Origin of the sequence: Streptomyces ferrugineus (assembly GCF_015160855.1) — a bacterium.
Taxonomy (GTDB): Bacteria; Actinomycetota; Actinomycetes; order Streptomycetales; family Streptomycetaceae; genus Streptomyces; species Streptomyces ferrugineus.
Genome location: NZ_CP063373.1, coordinates 5,567,852 through 5,581,540 on the forward strand (window position 1 = coordinate 5,567,852; position 13,689 = coordinate 5,581,540).

Below are 13,689 nucleotides of genomic sequence, written 5' to 3' on the forward strand. Positions count from 1 at the left end.
ATGACCCCATGCGGCCGGGGAGCCTAAAGCGTGTTGCAGAACGCTGTGATCAGGGCATTTCCCTTGCATGGGTGGGGTGTTGAGGGCTGAGCCGGTCTGGGTGGAGACGTTCACCGGTCTGCGGGCTGAGCAGTTCGGGCGGCTGCTAAGGGCGGTTCGGGAACGTGGTGGTGAGGGGTGCGGGTGGGGTCGTCCGTGGCGGCTTCCGCTGGCCGAGCGGGTGCTGCTGGTGGCTGTCTACTACCGCACGAACCTCACGATGCGGCAGCTCGCCCCGCTGTTCGGCATCTCCCCGGCGACCGTGTGCCGGGTGATCCAGCGGCTGGGGCCGCTGCTCGCGCTCGAGCCGGTACGTGCCCCGCAGGAGGCAGTCGAGCGGTTGTGGATCGTGGACGGCACCCTCATCCCGGTCCGTGACCGAGGTGTGGGTGCCTCCTCGCGTAACTACCGTTTCTCAGCAAACGTGCAGGTCATCGTGGACGCAGACACCCGGCTCGTGGTGGCCGCGGCCCGTCCGCTGCCGGGCACCACCGCGGACGCGCACGCCTGGCGGCGCTCCGGACTGGCCGAGCACTGCGAAGGCGTGACGGTGCTCGGCGACGGCGCTTATCTCAACACCGGCCTGATCGTCCCGCACCGCAAACGCCCCGGACGGCCGCTACTCAAGGGCGAAGAGGAGGACAACGCGGAGCACCGCAAGGTCCGCGCCCGTGTGGAGCATGTGATCGGACGGATGAAGAATTACAAGATCCTGCGTGACTGCCGGCAGCGCGGCGACGGCCTCCATCACGCCGTTCAGGCCGTCGCCCGCATGCACAACCTCGCCCTCACCGCGTGACCAGACGCGACAAACGCCCAGTTCAGCCTGCCTGATCACAGCGTTCTGCAACACGCTTTAGCCGATGTCCCGTCTGCGCAATCCCGCCAGGCCGAGCGCCGTCAGCGCGGCGGCGAGGAGTGCGAGCAGGGCCGGCGCGGCGGCGCTCGGGTCGGCCGCCGGCAGGTGCGGGATGTGCTCGAAGGGGGACGCGTCCGTGAACCACCCGGGCAGGTCGAGGACCTCGCCGAGCAGGCCGATGACGAAGCAGGCGGTGAGGGCGGCCCAGGTGGCCACCATGCCGCGTGGGGCGAGACCGAACAGGGTGATGGCGAGGCCCGCGAGCAGCCAGAGTGCCGGGGCGTAGACGAGCGCGGCGCCGACGAGACGGGGGACCTGGCCCATGCCGCCGCCGGAGACGCCGTACGCGAGCCCTGTACCCAGGCCCGCGGCGATGAGCACGACGACGCTGCCGGCCAGCGCCACGGTCAGATGGCCGGCCGTCCAGCGGCCCCGGGAGACCGGTGTGGCCAGTACCGGCTCGGCCCGCAGTCCGCCCTCCTCGCCGCGCAGTCGCAGGACGGACTGCACCGTGTACCCGCCGCTGAGGAGGGCGACGACGAGCAGCGACTGGGCGAGGTAGGAGTCGGTGAGGTCGGCCGTGCCGTAGCGGGCGACGATGTCCTGCATGGTCTCGTTGTCGCCGACGAAGTCCTCGACGTCGGCGGCGACCCAGCCGTAGGCCAGGCCGGTCAGGAAGACGCCGCAGCTCCAGCCGATCAGGCTGCCCCGCTGCAGCCGCAGGGCCAGGCCGAGCGGCCGGCCCAGGCCGGGTGCGGCGCGGGGCGGGCCGGGCCTGGGTGGGACGAGGCCCGCGCCGAGGTCGCGCCGGTCGGACAGGGCGTGTGCCGCGGTGACCGCCCCTGCGGCGCAGATGAGGGCGAGGAGCAGGGGCCACCAACGTTCGCCGGCGAAGGGGCGGGCCTTCTGGACCAGGCCGATGGGCGAGAACCACGACACCGTGCCGTCGCCGATGTCGCCGACGGCCCGCAGGACGAAGGCCGCGCCCAGCACGGCGCCGGTGCCGCCGTGCACGACCCGGGTGTTCTCCGAGATCTGGGCCACGGCGGTGGTGATCCCGGCGAAGACGAGCCCCAGTGCGCAGAAGGACGCGCCGAAGACCACCGAGCCCGCGACGGGCAGTTCCATGGCGATCAGGCCGAGGGTGACCAGCATCCCGACCGTCACGTTCATGGCGGCCACGACCAGCAGGGCGGCGGTGGCGCCGGCGTGCCGGCCGATGGGCAGCGAGCGGATCAGCTCGGCGCGGCCGGCCTCCTCCTCGGCGCGGGTGTTGCGTCCGATCATGAACGTGCTCATGAGGGCGACCACGACCAGCCCGAGCGTGCCGACCTGGAAGGCGACCTCGCCGCCCAGGGTGTCGAGCGCCAGGGGCGGGCCGTTGAAGGCGATGGCCGCGGCGTTGTCCTCACTGGCCTCGGCCGCCACGTCGAGGTCGTGCTGTGTGGGATACAGGCCCTTGACGCCGGCCGCCGTCAGCAGCACCAGGAAGGGGATGGCCGTGAGCCAGATCAGGATGCGGATTCGCTCGCGGCGCACGATCAGCCGGGTGAGGACGGCCGTGCCGGTCAGCTCGGTCGACCGGGTCATCGCCGCTCCCCCTTCACCTGGAGGTCCGGCTCGTCGTCGTAATGGCGCAGGAACAGCTCCTCCAGCGTGGGTGGCCGGCTGGTCAGGGTGCGGATCCCGAAGCCGGTGAGGTGGCGTACGGCGTCGTCGAGACGGCCGGTGTCCACGTCGAAGCGCACCCGGTGGTTCTCGGCGCGCAGATCGTGCACGCCGGTCAGGGCGTCCAGACCGGCGGGCGTCCGGACCGTCTCGACGTCGATCGAGGTGCGTGTCAGATGCCGCAGCTCGGTCAGCGTGCCGCTCTCCACGGTGCGGCCGGCCCGGATGATGCTCACCCGGTCGCACAGGGCCTCCACCTCGGCCAGGATGTGGCTGGACAGCAGCACCGTGCGGCCCTCGGCCTTCACCTCGCGGATGCAGTCCTGGAAGGCGCTCTCCATCAGCGGGTCGAGCCCCGAGGTCGGCTCGTCGAGGAGCAGCAGTTCGGCACGGGATGCCAGCGCCGCGACCAGGCCGACCTTCTGCCGGTTGCCCTTGGAGTAGGTGCGGGACTTCTTGGTCGGGTCCAGCTCGAACCGCTCCAGCAGTTCGTCGCGCCGAGCCGGGTCCAGGTCGCCGCGCAGCCGCCCGAAGACGTCGATGATCTCACCGCCGGTCAGCTTGGGCCACAGACTGACGTCACCCGGCACGTAGGCCAGCCGCCGGTGCAGGGCGACGGCGTCGCGCCAGGGATCGCCGCCCAGCAGCCGGGCCTCGCCCGCATCGGCTCGCAGCAGGCCGAGCAGAACGCGGAGGGTCGTGGTCTTGCCCGCGCCGTTGGGCCCGAGGAAGCCGTGCACCTCGCCGGTGGCGACCGTCAGGTCCAGCCCGTCCAGGGCACGGGTCCGGCCGAAGGTCTTCACCAGCCCCGAGACGCAGACGGCGGCGGCACGGCCGCGACCGGTCGCTGCGGGGCGCGCGGGAACGGAGATGGCGGACATCGGCGCCTCCTGGCTCGGGTCTCCTCCGACGCTTCCGCACGGCGCGGGTTCTCGGCAGGGGCCAGAGGTCCCGGGCGACCGGACGATGGGGACGGAACCGGCCGGCACGGGGTGGTGCCTGAGCCCGTCGCGGGGCCGTGCTCACTCGCCGGTGATGTCCACCTCCGCCCAGATCGTCTTCCCTGCGGCGTGCTGGCGTGTCCCCCAGCGCCCGGTGAGCTGGGCGACCAGGAGCAGGCCGCGGCCGCCCTCGTCGAAGGTGCGGGCCCGCCGCAGGTGCGGGGCGGTGCTGCTGCCGTCGGAGACCTCGCAGATGAGCGAGGTGTCGCGGATCAGACGCAGTCGGATGGGCGGTTGCCCGTAGCGGATCGCGTTGGTGACGAGTTCGCTGACGACCAGTTCGACGGTGAACGCCACGTCGTGCAGTCGCCACTGCGCCAGCCGGGCCAGCACCTGGGCACGGGTGTCGGCCACCGTGGCCGGGTCCGACGGCACGTCCCACGTGGTGACCTGACTCGCGTCGAGGGCTCGGGTGCGAGCGACCAGCAGGGCGACGTCGTCCTGCGGCTGGGCGGGCAGCAGGGTGCCGATCAGGTCGTCGCACAGGGCGTCCGGCGAGACGGCAGGCCGCTCCAGGCACTGGCGCAGCAGCGCGAGACCGTTGCCGGGGTCGTGGTCCGCCCCTTCGATGAGGCCGTCCGTGTACAGCGCCAGGAGGCTGCCCGCGGGCAGCTCCCACTCGACGGTCTCGAACGGCAGACCGCCCACCCCGAGCGGCGGGCCTGGAGGGACGTCGACATAGTGGGCGGTGCCGTCGGGGGTGACGACGGCGGGCGGCGGGTGGCCCGCGGTGGCGGCCGTGCAGCGGCTCTCGACCGGGTCGTAGACCAGGTACAGGCACGTGGCGACGAGCCCGGTGGAGATGTCGCCGTCGCTCTCGGCCGCCGCACTCGGTTCCTCCTCGGCAAGGTGGCTGACCAGGTCGTCGAGGTGAACGAGGAGCTCGTCGGCGGGGAGGTCGACGTCGGCCAGTGTGCGTACGGCGGTCCGCAGGCGTCCCATGGTGGCGGAGGCACGCAGGCCGTGGCCCACCACATCGCCGACGACCAGGGCGACCCGGGCGCCCGACAGCGGGATCACGTCGAACCAGTCGCCGCCCAGCCCCGCCCGGGTGCGGGCCGGAAGGTAGCGGTAGGCGGCGTCGACGGCGTCCTGGGCGGCGAGCCGGCGAGGCAGCAGGCTGCGCTGCAGGGTCAGGGCGGTGGTGCGCTCGAGGGTGTAGCGGCGGGCGTTGTCCACGGACACGGCGGCCCGCGCGGCGATCTCCTGGGCGAGGAGCAGATCGTCCTCGTCGAACGGGTCCTGGCGCCGGTGGCGGACGAGGACGGCCACGCCGAGGGTGATACCGCGGGCCCGCAGCGGGACGACCATGATCGAGTGGATGCCGAAGGACTTCACCACCCCGGACCGCTCGGGGTCGGCCTTCCGCCAGCTTCGAATGGACTCGTCGAGGGTGCTGTGCAGCGAGGGCCGGCCGGTGGCCAGGCAGCGGACGGGAGGCGTGGACTGCGGATAGTGGTCCACCTCTCCCGGCTGGATCACCGCCTCGGGCGCGCCGGGCAGGACGGACCGCTGGGCGGCGCGGCGCAGGGCGACGGTGCCGGCACCGGTGCCCGTGCCGTCGCCGGTGCGTCTCGGCTCGACACCGCGGAACAGGGAGTCCAGCAGGTCGATGGTGACGAAGTCGGCCAGTCGGCCCACCGTCACATCGGCCATCTCCTGCGCTGTGCGCATCACGTCCAGCGTGCTGCCGACCCGCGTGCTGACGTCGTTCAGCAGGGCGAGCCGCTCCCGGGCCAGGTGCTGTTCGGTGACGTCCAGCGCGGACAGTTGCAGACGCCGTACCCGGCCCGAGGGGGCCTTGATCGGGGACACGGCCACGGACCAGACCCGCTCGCGCGCCTGGGCCCGGGCCCTGCCCCGCACGAGGAACTGTTCGGGCTCCCCCGTCGCGAACACCCGGCGCATGCCGCCCTCGACCGTCCGGCAGGCGTGGGGCGGCAGGACCTCGGTGATCCGCCGGCCCCGCATCTGCTCTTCGCTGAAGCCCAGTTCGCGTGCGGCTCCGGCGCTCGCCCGCACCGCCCGCAGCCCGGAGTCGAACACCATGACCGGCAGGTGGCTCTGCGCGAACGCCTCCTCCGTCGTCTCCCGGTCCGGTCGCGGCCGCTCCGGCGCCGTGAGCAGCAGGAGATACTGGGCCTCGCCCCGGCCGTCGCACGACGGGTACGTCCGCAGCCGCACGGCCACGTGCGGTCCGTCCCGGTGCCGGAGCGAAACGACCTCGCTCGGTCCGGCCAGGACGGCGGAGAGATCCTTCTCGGCGCGCTCGTCGGGATCGAGCAGAACGGTCACGGGACGCCCCACGACCTCCTGGTACGGGTAGCCCAGCAGACGCTCGGCGCCCGCGCTCCACCCCGTCACCATCCCCCGCACATCGACGACGGCCGTGGCGGCGTCCACCGGATCCGGGTACTCGCCGGAGCCGTTGCCGAGTGGGGTGGCACCGTGCATGTCGATCATCGTCCATTCCGCCCCGTGGACCATGGCCCCGGGGACACCAGCCCAGGGGCAGCCGGCGCGCGAAGCGTCCCGCCACACCGCGCCGACACACCTACCCCCACTTCTACCGCCCTTCGCTCCCACGCGCGCGCCCGGACGCCACGCCGATGTCCGTGGCGCCGGCCTGGCACCTGCGCCAGAACATCGCCGGCGAGGAGTGATGTCACGTTCGGGGCCTCCCCGGTGTCTTCATGTCGAACCGGCATACAGACATGGCAGACACAGGTGGAGGACATCATGGCGCTACGCCTTCCGAAGGCCGAGCTCCCCGCCGAACTCGAGGCGAGCATGGTCCAGCAGTTCGGGGCCGTGCCCGAGAACGTGGAGGTGTTGTGGCACAGCCCCGACGTCACCCGGGACAACCTGGAGCTCGGCGGCAGGGTGGCCGCGTGGGACGCGGCCGACGCGAGCCTGAAGTCGTTCGCGCACATGGCCGTCGCGGCACAGGTCGGGTGCGGTTGGTGCCTCGACGCCGGCTACTTCCAGGCGCGGAACCAGAACCTGGACCTGGCCAAGGCGAGCCAGGTGCCGCGCTGGCGGGAGGCCGAGGTGTTCACGCCGCTGGAGCGGGACGTGATGGAGTACGCCGAGGCCATGACGAACACGCCGCCGACGGTCACCGACGAGCAGTACGCGGCTCTGCTGGAGCGGCTGGGCCCGGCGGCGATGGTCGAGCTGACCGCGTACATCGGTTTCGTCAATCTCGCGACGAGGGCCAACGTGGCGAACGGCGTCACGTCACAGGGCTTCTCCGACGCCTGCGAGATCCCGCTCGCGGCGCGCGGTGAGAAGCCCGCCGCGCCGTCCGCGTCATGACCGACGACCCGTTCGTCGCCCACCGCAGCCTGCTGTTCACGGTCGCCTACGAGATGCTCGGCTCGGCGGCCGACGCCGAGGACGTGCTCCAGGAGTCCTGGCTGCGGTGGGCCGGCGTCGACCGCTCTCAGGTGCGTGACCCGCGCGCGTACCTCGTGCGGGCCGTCACCCGGCAGGCGCTCAACCGCCTGCGTGCGCTGTCGCGCAGCCGCGAGGACTACGTCGGCGAGTGGCTGCCGGAACCGCTGCTGACCAGCCCCGATGTAGCCGAGGACGTCGAACTCGCGGAGAGCGTGTCGATCGCGATACTGACCGTGCTGGAGACGCTCGGGCCCGTGGAGCGTGCGGTGTTCGTGCTCCGCGAGGTCTTCGACATGCCGTACGGCGAGATCGCCGAGGCCGTCGGGAAGTCCGTGCCCGCGGTGCGGCAGATCGCGCGGCGGGCACGCGAGCACGTGGCGGCCCGTCGGCCCCGGATGCGGGTGAGCCGTTCGGAGCAGCGGGCGGTGGTGGAGCGGTTCCTGGCGGCGCTGCGCACCGGGCGGCTGCAGGACCTGATGGAGGTCATGGCGCCCGACGTGGTGCTGATCAGCGACGGCGGCGGACTGGCGGCGGCCGCGCTCGCTCCGGTCCACGGGGCCGAGGCCGTGGCGGCGCTGCTGGCGCGCACGGACCGGGCCGCGTTCGAGACGACGGCCGTATGGCTCAACGGCGCCCCCGCGGCCCGGGTCGAGGCCGAGGGCCGGCCGGCGGCGGTGAGTGTCGTGGTGGAGAACGGCCGGGTCACCCGGATCTACGCGACGGCGAACCCGCGGAAGCTGACACGGCTGGACGATCTGGTCGAGCTCGCCAGGTGATCCGTGGCCGCGCGTGTGCGGGGTGAGCGGTCCGGCCGGACCGCTCATGCCGCGGGTCTTGCCGCCCGGTGTGCGGCAACGGCCATGACGACCACGGACGTCAGGGTGAGCCCGGCGCCGACGTGGAGGGGCGCGGTGTAGCCGAGTCCCGCGGTGATGGCCAGACCGCCGAGCCAGGCGCCGAGGGCGTTGCCGACGTTGGAGGCGGACACGTTCGCGCTGGCGGCCAGGGCGGCTCCGTGCGCGAAGTCGGTCACGCGGGTGATCATGCCGGGCACGCCGGCGAACCCTGACACCCCCATCAGGAACGTCAGGGTCACCGTCGCGACGGGGCTGTCGGCCAGCAGGCCGAACACCGCCAGGACGACGGTGAGTCCGAGCAGGGCGAGGACCAGGGCACGGTCACGGTCGTGGTCGGCCGCCCGTCCGCCGATCACGTTCCCGACGACCAGTCCGATGCCGTACACCATCAGCAACCAGGAGACGTCCCCCGGGGAGAATCCGCCGACCTCGGTGTAGGTGTAGGCGATGTAGCTGAACGCGCCGAACATCCCGCCGTAGCCGAGCGCGGTGGCCGTCAGGGTGAGCCAGACCTGAGCCGACCGGAAGGCGCGAAGCTGGGCCCGCAGGCCGCTCGGCGGACCCGAACCGCCCTGCGGTGTCTGACCCGCCCACCCGGGGACGAGGGCGACGATGCCCGCCAGCGCCAGCACGCCGATCGCGGTGACCGCCCAGAACGCCGCCCGCCAGCCCCAGCGCTCCCCGATCCACGCGCCGAACGGCACCCCCAGCACGTTCGCGACGGTGAGTCCGGCGAACATGACCGCCACCGCGCGGGACTTGCGCTCGGGCGCGACCAGGCTGCGCGCGACCAGCGAGCCGATGCCGAAGAACGAGCCGTGGCACAGCGCCGCGACGATCCGGCCGAGCAGCATCACCGGATAGCTCGGCGCCACGGCGGACAGCAGGTTGCCCACGACGAACAGCGCCACCAGGCCCACCAGGACCGCCTTGCGGGGCAGTCGCGCCGTCGCCGCGGTCAGGACGAGCGCGCCGATCGCGACGCTCAGCGCGTATCCGGAGATCAGCCGGCCCGCCGCCGCCTCGGACACCGCGAAGCTCGACGCCACCTGCGGCAGCAGCCCGGCGATCAGGAACTCGGTCAGGCCGATGCCGAAGCCGCCGAGTGCCAGCGCGATCAGTCCACTTGGCGTCCGTCGCCGTTCGTGCGGGCGGTTGCGTAGGACGAAGTCCGTGTCCGCGGCGCCGAATTCGCTCATGCGTCCACCGTCGCCCGTGACAGCGCGTCCCGCCCATGGACAAAGATCGGCGGCGCTTGGACGAAAGTCGTGCCCCGGGCGGCGGGTGAATTCCCTGCGCGCCGCCGCGGGTGGCCCCGTGCGGCGGGCGCAAGCTGGAGGCGTGCGCAACGGTGGGCGAGAGGTGAGCGGCGGGTGGCGGGCGTGTCTGCTCGGCGGTGCGGTGTTCGCCGTGGGAATGGCGGGCACCACGCTGCCGACGCCCCTGTACGGCCACTACCAGGAGGAGTTCGGCTTCTCCGAGCTGACGGTCACCGTAGTGTACGCCGTGTACGCCTTCGCGGTGATCGGTGTGCTGCTGCTCGCGGGCAACGCCTCGGACGCCGTGGGCAGGCGGCCGGTGATCGTTTCGGCCCTGGGCTGTGCCGCCGCGAGTGCCGTCTGCTTCCTGAGCGCCTCGGCGCTGGGCTGGCTGTATGTGGGCCGGCTGCTGTCGGGGCTGTCCGCCGGTCTGCTCACGGGGGCCGCCACGGCGTATGTGATGGAGCTGGCGCCGCGTGGCGGCGCCGCCCGGGCCACGTTCGTCGCGACCGCCGCCAACATGGGCGGACTGGGCTGCGGTCCGCTGCTCGCCGGGGTGCTGGCGCAGTACGCTCCCTGGCCGCTGTATCTGCCGTTCGTCGTGCACCTCGCTCTGGCGGTCTGCTCGGTCGCCGTGGTGCTGTCGCTTCCGGAGACCGTGCGGGAGCGGCGGCCGCTGAGCACCGTACGGCCGCAGCGGCCCAGCCTGCCGCCGCAGGTGCGGTCGGTGTTCGGTCCGGCGGCCACCGCCTCCTTCGTGGGTTTCGCCCTGTTCGGCGTGTTCACCTCGGTCAGCCCGGCGTTCCTCGCCGAGTCCCTGCACGAGCGCAACCACGCCGTGAGCGGGCTGGTCGTGGCGATGGCCTTCTTCGCCTCGACCGCCGGGCAACTGGCCGTCGGCCGGGTCGGGGTGAGCCGGGCGCTGCCGCTGGGCTGCGCGGCACTCCTCGTCGGGCTGGCGCTGCTCGCCGGGGCGCTGTGGTGGGACCTGCTGCCGCTGGTGGTGGCGAGCGCGATCGTCGGCGGGAGCGGTCAGGGGCTTTCGTTTCGCGCGGCGCTGTCCGCGGTGACCGATGCCTCGCCGGCGGACCGGCGGGCGGCGGTGATCTCGACGCTGTTCGTGGTGGCGTACGGGGGTATCTCGCTGCCGGTCGTCGGGGTGGGGGTGCTGACGGGTCCGATCGGGCTGGAGGGGGCGGGCCTGGTGTTCATCGCCTGCATGACCGTCCTGGTCCTGACGGCCGCCGGCTATCTGGTCCGGCGGCCGGTGCCGGTGCGGGCGTGAGCCCCGGCCCGTGAGGCCGTGGGAGACCTACGCGATCTCCGGCAGGGCGGCGAGCCAGTCGGTCAGCAGCCGGTTGGTCTCCTGCGGGCGTTCCTGCTGGATCCAGTGGCCGCAGCCGTCGAGGAGGTGCGAGGAACGCAGACCGGGCAGGGTCGTGGGGTAGGCCTTGATCGCGTCGGCCAGCCAGGTGGTGGAGGCGTCGAGCGCGCCGCCGAGGAACAGCGAGGGCTGGGTGAGGGGGGCGCCGGTGTGGTCGGCCAGGTCGGCCCAGTCGCGGTCCATGTTCCGGTAACGGTTGAGGGCCCCGGTCATGCCGGTGCGCTCGAACTCCCCCGCGTAGACGTCCAGGTCGGACTCCGCCAGCCAGGCGGGCGGCCGCCCGGCGGGGAAGCGGTCGCGCAGTGTGCCGCCGTGGGCGACGAAGTGCGGGTCGGGGGCGCCGGGTCCCGGCATGGTGTCGGCGGACAGGGCGGCGTAGAAGCCCGCGAGCCAGCCGCGGACGTCGGGCTCGATCTCGGCCTCGGCACGCCCCGGCTGCTGGAAGTAGGAGACGTAGAACTCCTCCGGGCCGCCCATCCGCGCGAACGCCTCGCTCGGTTTCGGACCGCCGGGCGGGGTGTAGGGCACGCTCAGCAGCCCGACCGCGTGGAACACTTCGGGGTGCAGCAGAGCGGAGGTGGCGGCGATGGTCGCGCCCCAGTCGTGCCCCACGATGACCGCCGACCGCTCGCCGAGCGCCTCCACCACGGCGACGTTGTCCGCCACCAGCTCCAGCATCCGGTAGGCGTCGAGCGCCTCAGGCTTGGCGGAGCGGCCGTATCCGCGCACGTCGACGGCGACCGCGCGGTATCCGGCCGCCGCCAGCGCGGGGAGCTGGTGGCGCCACGAGTACCAGCACTCGGGGAAGCCGTGCACCAGGAGGACCAGGGGTCCGGCTCCCTGTTCGGCGAGGTGGATCCGGCCGGCGGGAGCCGGTACCAGGCGGTGGATGACGTCCGTTGCACGGGCGGCGTGGGGCATGTTTCCTCCGGGGCTGCGCGGGGTTCCGTCATCCTGCGTCGGCAGGGAGGAGCGTCGCGAGTCTCCTTGCCGATTCGGCAAAGTCGCAGGTCCGGCCTCCCGGCCTCGCCGTCCCACCTCCAGGTCCGCCCCCCGGCCGCGCCCGACCACCTCCAGGTCCGGCCCCCCGGCCGCGCCCACCCACCTCCCGATCCCGCACGTCCTGCCCGTCAACCGCCCCCGGTGAGGTCCGTGTCGGCACCCGCCGACAGTGCCCGGCGCAGGCATCCGGCGAGTTGGCCGGCGATCGTGCCGTCCGGGTCGAGACGGGGGTTGAAGATCGTGACGTCCAGCCCTACGGCTCTCGGCTCGCCCAGTGCCGTGCTCAGCACGCCCTCCAGTTCCCGCCAGGTCAGCCCGTCCGGCTGTCGGTAGTCGACGGCGGGCATGATCGCGTCGTCCAGGACGTCGACGTCGAGGTGCACCCAGAACTCGTAGATCGCAGCGGCGGTGAGCCGGTCGACGGCCCGGCGCGCGGCACGGTCCGCACCGGACTCGCGGACACCGTCGAGGTCGATCGCGTGCAGCCCGGCCGGCAGGGGCTGACTTCCGGCCCGGGCGGAGTCGTCCGCGTCACGGAAGCCGAGGGCCACGACGTCCTCGTCCCGCACCAGGGGCCCGCGGCCCTCCAGGTCGGTGAGCAGCCCGGGGCCGCGGCCGGTGGCCAGGGCGAGTTCCATCGAGGCCGCTTCGCCGTACGGCTCGGCCGAGGGCTGGTAGAAGTCGGTGTGGCCGTCGAGGAACAGCAGTCCGGGGCGTCCGCGGCGGCGCAGGGCGAGGAGGTTGCCGAGCAGGACGGTGCAGTCGCCGCCGAGGACGACCGGGAAGCGGCCGGCGTCGAGGACGTCGCCGACGGCGTCGGCCAGTCGGACCGAGTACTCGGCGATGCCGCGCGGGTTGAGCACGCCCGTGTCGGCGTCGCGTGTCGGATCGTATGCCGGTGGCTCGATCCGGCCCGCCCGTACCGCGTCGAGATCGGTGAGCAGACCGGCGTCCAGGAGAGCCGCCGGCAGCTCCTGGACTCCGGACGGCCGCAGGCCCAGCACGGACGGTGCCTCGATGATCGCGAGTCGCCGCATGTCCGGCCCCTTTCCGGCGCTGTCTGCCGTCCCGTACTCCATCTGTGCCACATCCACCGGGCCGACACCACTCGTGGCCTTAGCAGACATTCCCGGGCCCGGCCTCCGTCTGGCCGGATCTGATCCCTGTGTGACCGGAGTCCAACCCTCGTGATGCAAAGTTCAACCGCTACCGACGGTAAACGCTTGCTTTTGCACTCTCCTGCCACGTACACCTAGCTCCACAACAGGCCATGACTCAGGGGGGAGTTGGCTTATGCAAGGCACGGTTGACGGGTTCCGCTACGGTGCGGTGACCCCGGTGGCGGCCTATCTGATGGCTTGCCTGGGAGGGGCGTTGGGGCTGCGGTGCATCGTGCGGACCCTGCTCGGCGGACAGTCGTGGAAGCCGGGCTGGCTGGCGCTCGGTGCCGCCTCGATCGGCTGCGGCATCTGGACGATGCACTTCATCGCCATGATCGGCTTCCAGGTCGAGGAGACCCGGATCCGGTACGACACGGGGCTGACCGTCCTCAGCCTGGCCGTGGCGATCTTCGTCGTCGGCATCGGCGTGTTCATGGTCGGCTATCTCGGCGCCGGGCGGGCCGCGCTGACCGGAGCGGGGGTGATCACCGGGCTCGGGGTGGCGGCCATGCACTATCTGGGAATGGCGGCGCTGCGGCTCGACGGTGACATCGAGTACGACGCGTTCACCGTCGGGCTCTCCGTCCTGATCGCGATCGTCGCCGCGACCGCCGCGCTGTGGGCGGCCGTGACCATCCGCGGATTCCTGACCAGCCTCGGGGCGAGCCTCGTCATGGGAGTGGCCGTCTCCGGGATGCACTACACGGGCATGGCGGCCGTCAGTGTGCACCTGCACGGCACGACGGGCGCGTCGTGGGCCGGGGACTCGCCCAGCTCGCTGCTGCTGCCCATGCTGCTGGGGCCGATCATCTTCCTCCTGCTGGCCGGAGTGGTGGTGATGTTCGACCCGCTCCTGGTGCTCGGCGACGGCGAGAGGAGCCGCTCCGGCACGGACCGGGGCCGACGGGACGGACCGAGCGGGGCCGCGGCCCAACAGCCGCGCCACGACTCGGGGTTCGGGGCATCCGGCGACACGCCGGAGCCACGCCGCAAGCCCTACGCCCGCAAGTGGTGACCGGGGCGGGGGCCGGCCGACGCACGGCGCCCCGGCTCCCCCTCTC

Annotated in this window: 11 protein-coding genes; 5 read left to right on the forward strand and 6 right to left on the reverse strand. The window is 72.8% G+C overall.

Annotated elements, in window-relative coordinates; genetic code table 11:
- Positions 1-67: 67 nt before the first annotated feature.
- Positions 68-838 carry a transposase family protein gene (locus IM697_RS25180; RefSeq protein ID WP_194038123.1) on the forward strand — a complete coding sequence of 257 codons (771 nt, stop codon included), beginning with the start codon at positions 68-70 and terminating at the stop codon, positions 836-838.
- A 57-nt stretch (positions 839-895) separates the two neighbouring features.
- Here IM697_RS25180 and IM697_RS25185 read toward each other — a convergent pair whose 3' ends face one another.
- From IM697_RS25185 to IM697_RS25195, 3 genes are all read right to left on the reverse strand, one after another.
- Positions 896-2,488, reverse strand: a complete 1,593-nt coding sequence (locus IM697_RS25185) for an ABC transporter permease (RefSeq protein WP_194038376.1) — start codon at positions 2,486-2,488, stop codon at positions 896-898.
- Positions 2,485-3,447: an ABC transporter ATP-binding protein gene (locus IM697_RS25190; protein ID WP_194038377.1), complete on the reverse strand. Its 963-nt coding sequence runs from the start codon at positions 3,445-3,447 to the stop codon at positions 2,485-2,487. Before IM697_RS25190 ends, IM697_RS25185 begins: the two co-directional genes overlap by 4 nt.
- A 141-nt stretch (positions 3,448-3,588) precedes the next feature.
- Positions 3,589-6,021, reverse strand: a complete 2,433-nt coding sequence (locus IM697_RS25195) for a SpoIIE family protein phosphatase (protein ID WP_228045019.1) — start codon at positions 6,019-6,021, stop codon at positions 3,589-3,591.
- Between the two features lie 285 nt (positions 6,022-6,306).
- On the opposite strand from IM697_RS25195, the gene IM697_RS25200 reads away from it, so the two are divergent.
- Positions 6,307-6,885, forward strand: a complete 579-nt coding sequence (locus IM697_RS25200) for a carboxymuconolactone decarboxylase family protein (protein ID WP_194038379.1) — start codon at positions 6,307-6,309, stop codon at positions 6,883-6,885.
- Positions 6,882-7,742: an RNA polymerase sigma-70 factor gene (locus IM697_RS25205; RefSeq protein ID WP_194038380.1), complete on the forward strand. Its 861-nt coding sequence runs from the start codon at positions 6,882-6,884 to the stop codon at positions 7,740-7,742. The genes IM697_RS25200 and IM697_RS25205 overlap by 4 nt, the downstream gene beginning before the upstream one ends.
- Before the next feature lie 44 nt (positions 7,743-7,786).
- Here IM697_RS25205 and IM697_RS25210 read toward each other — a convergent pair whose 3' ends face one another.
- Complete coding sequence (locus IM697_RS25210) at positions 7,787-9,022, reverse strand: MFS transporter (RefSeq protein WP_194038381.1); 1,236 nt, start codon at positions 9,020-9,022, stop codon at positions 7,787-7,789.
- 217 nt (positions 9,023-9,239) lie between these two features.
- Between IM697_RS25210 and IM697_RS25215 the strand changes: the two genes are divergently transcribed.
- Positions 9,240-10,367 (forward strand): MFS transporter, encoded by a 1,128-nt coding sequence (locus IM697_RS25215; protein WP_194049858.1) that lies wholly within the window; start codon positions 9,240-9,242, stop codon positions 10,365-10,367.
- Positions 10,368-10,394: 27 nt separating this feature from the next.
- Here IM697_RS25215 and IM697_RS25220 read toward each other — a convergent pair whose 3' ends face one another.
- Complete coding sequence (locus tag IM697_RS25220) at positions 10,395-11,387, reverse strand: alpha/beta fold hydrolase (RefSeq protein WP_194038382.1); 993 nt, start codon at positions 11,385-11,387, stop codon at positions 10,395-10,397.
- Positions 11,388-11,596: 209 nt separating this feature from the next.
- Complete coding sequence (locus IM697_RS25225; protein WP_194038383.1) at positions 11,597-12,505, reverse strand: arginase family protein; 909 nt, start codon at positions 12,503-12,505, stop codon at positions 11,597-11,599.
- Between the two features lie 256 nt (positions 12,506-12,761).
- Between IM697_RS25225 and IM697_RS25230 the strand changes: the two genes are divergently transcribed.
- Positions 12,762-13,643 (forward strand): MHYT domain-containing protein, encoded by an 882-nt coding sequence (locus tag IM697_RS25230; protein ID WP_194038384.1) that lies wholly within the window; start codon positions 12,762-12,764, stop codon positions 13,641-13,643.
- Positions 13,644-13,689 lie beyond the last annotated feature (46 nt).

What these genes read in the sequence shown, in the direction of transcription:
- IM697_RS25180 (WP_194038123.1), top strand. Translation starts at nt 68, where the DNA reads ATGGGTGGGGTGTTGAGGGCTGAGCCGGTCTGGGTGGAGACGTTCACC.
- IM697_RS25185 (WP_194038376.1), bottom strand. Translation starts at nt 2,488, where the DNA reads ATGACCCGGTCGACCGAGCTGACCGGCACGGCCGTCCTCACCCGGCTG.
- IM697_RS25190 (WP_194038377.1), bottom strand. Translation starts at nt 3,447, where the DNA reads ATGTCCGCCATCTCCGTTCCCGCGCGCCCCGCAGCGACCGGTCGCGGC.
- IM697_RS25195 (WP_228045019.1), bottom strand. Translation starts at nt 6,021, where the DNA reads ATGCACGGTGCCACCCCACTCGGCAACGGCTCCGGCGAGTACCCGGAT.
- IM697_RS25200 (WP_194038379.1), top strand. Translation starts at nt 6,307, where the DNA reads ATGGCGCTACGCCTTCCGAAGGCCGAGCTCCCCGCCGAACTCGAGGCG.
- IM697_RS25205 (WP_194038380.1), top strand. Translation starts at nt 6,882, where the DNA reads ATGACCGACGACCCGTTCGTCGCCCACCGCAGCCTGCTGTTCACGGTC.
- IM697_RS25210 (WP_194038381.1), bottom strand. Translation starts at nt 9,022, where the DNA reads ATGAGCGAATTCGGCGCCGCGGACACGGACTTCGTCCTACGCAACCGC.
- IM697_RS25215 (WP_194049858.1), top strand. Translation starts at nt 9,240, where the DNA reads ATGGCGGGCACCACGCTGCCGACGCCCCTGTACGGCCACTACCAGGAG.
- IM697_RS25220 (WP_194038382.1), bottom strand. Translation starts at nt 11,387, where the DNA reads ATGCCCCACGCCGCCCGTGCAACGGACGTCATCCACCGCCTGGTACCG.
- IM697_RS25225 (WP_194038383.1), bottom strand. Translation starts at nt 12,505, where the DNA reads ATGCGGCGACTCGCGATCATCGAGGCACCGTCCGTGCTGGGCCTGCGG.
- IM697_RS25230 (WP_194038384.1), top strand. Translation starts at nt 12,762, where the DNA reads ATGCAAGGCACGGTTGACGGGTTCCGCTACGGTGCGGTGACCCCGGTG.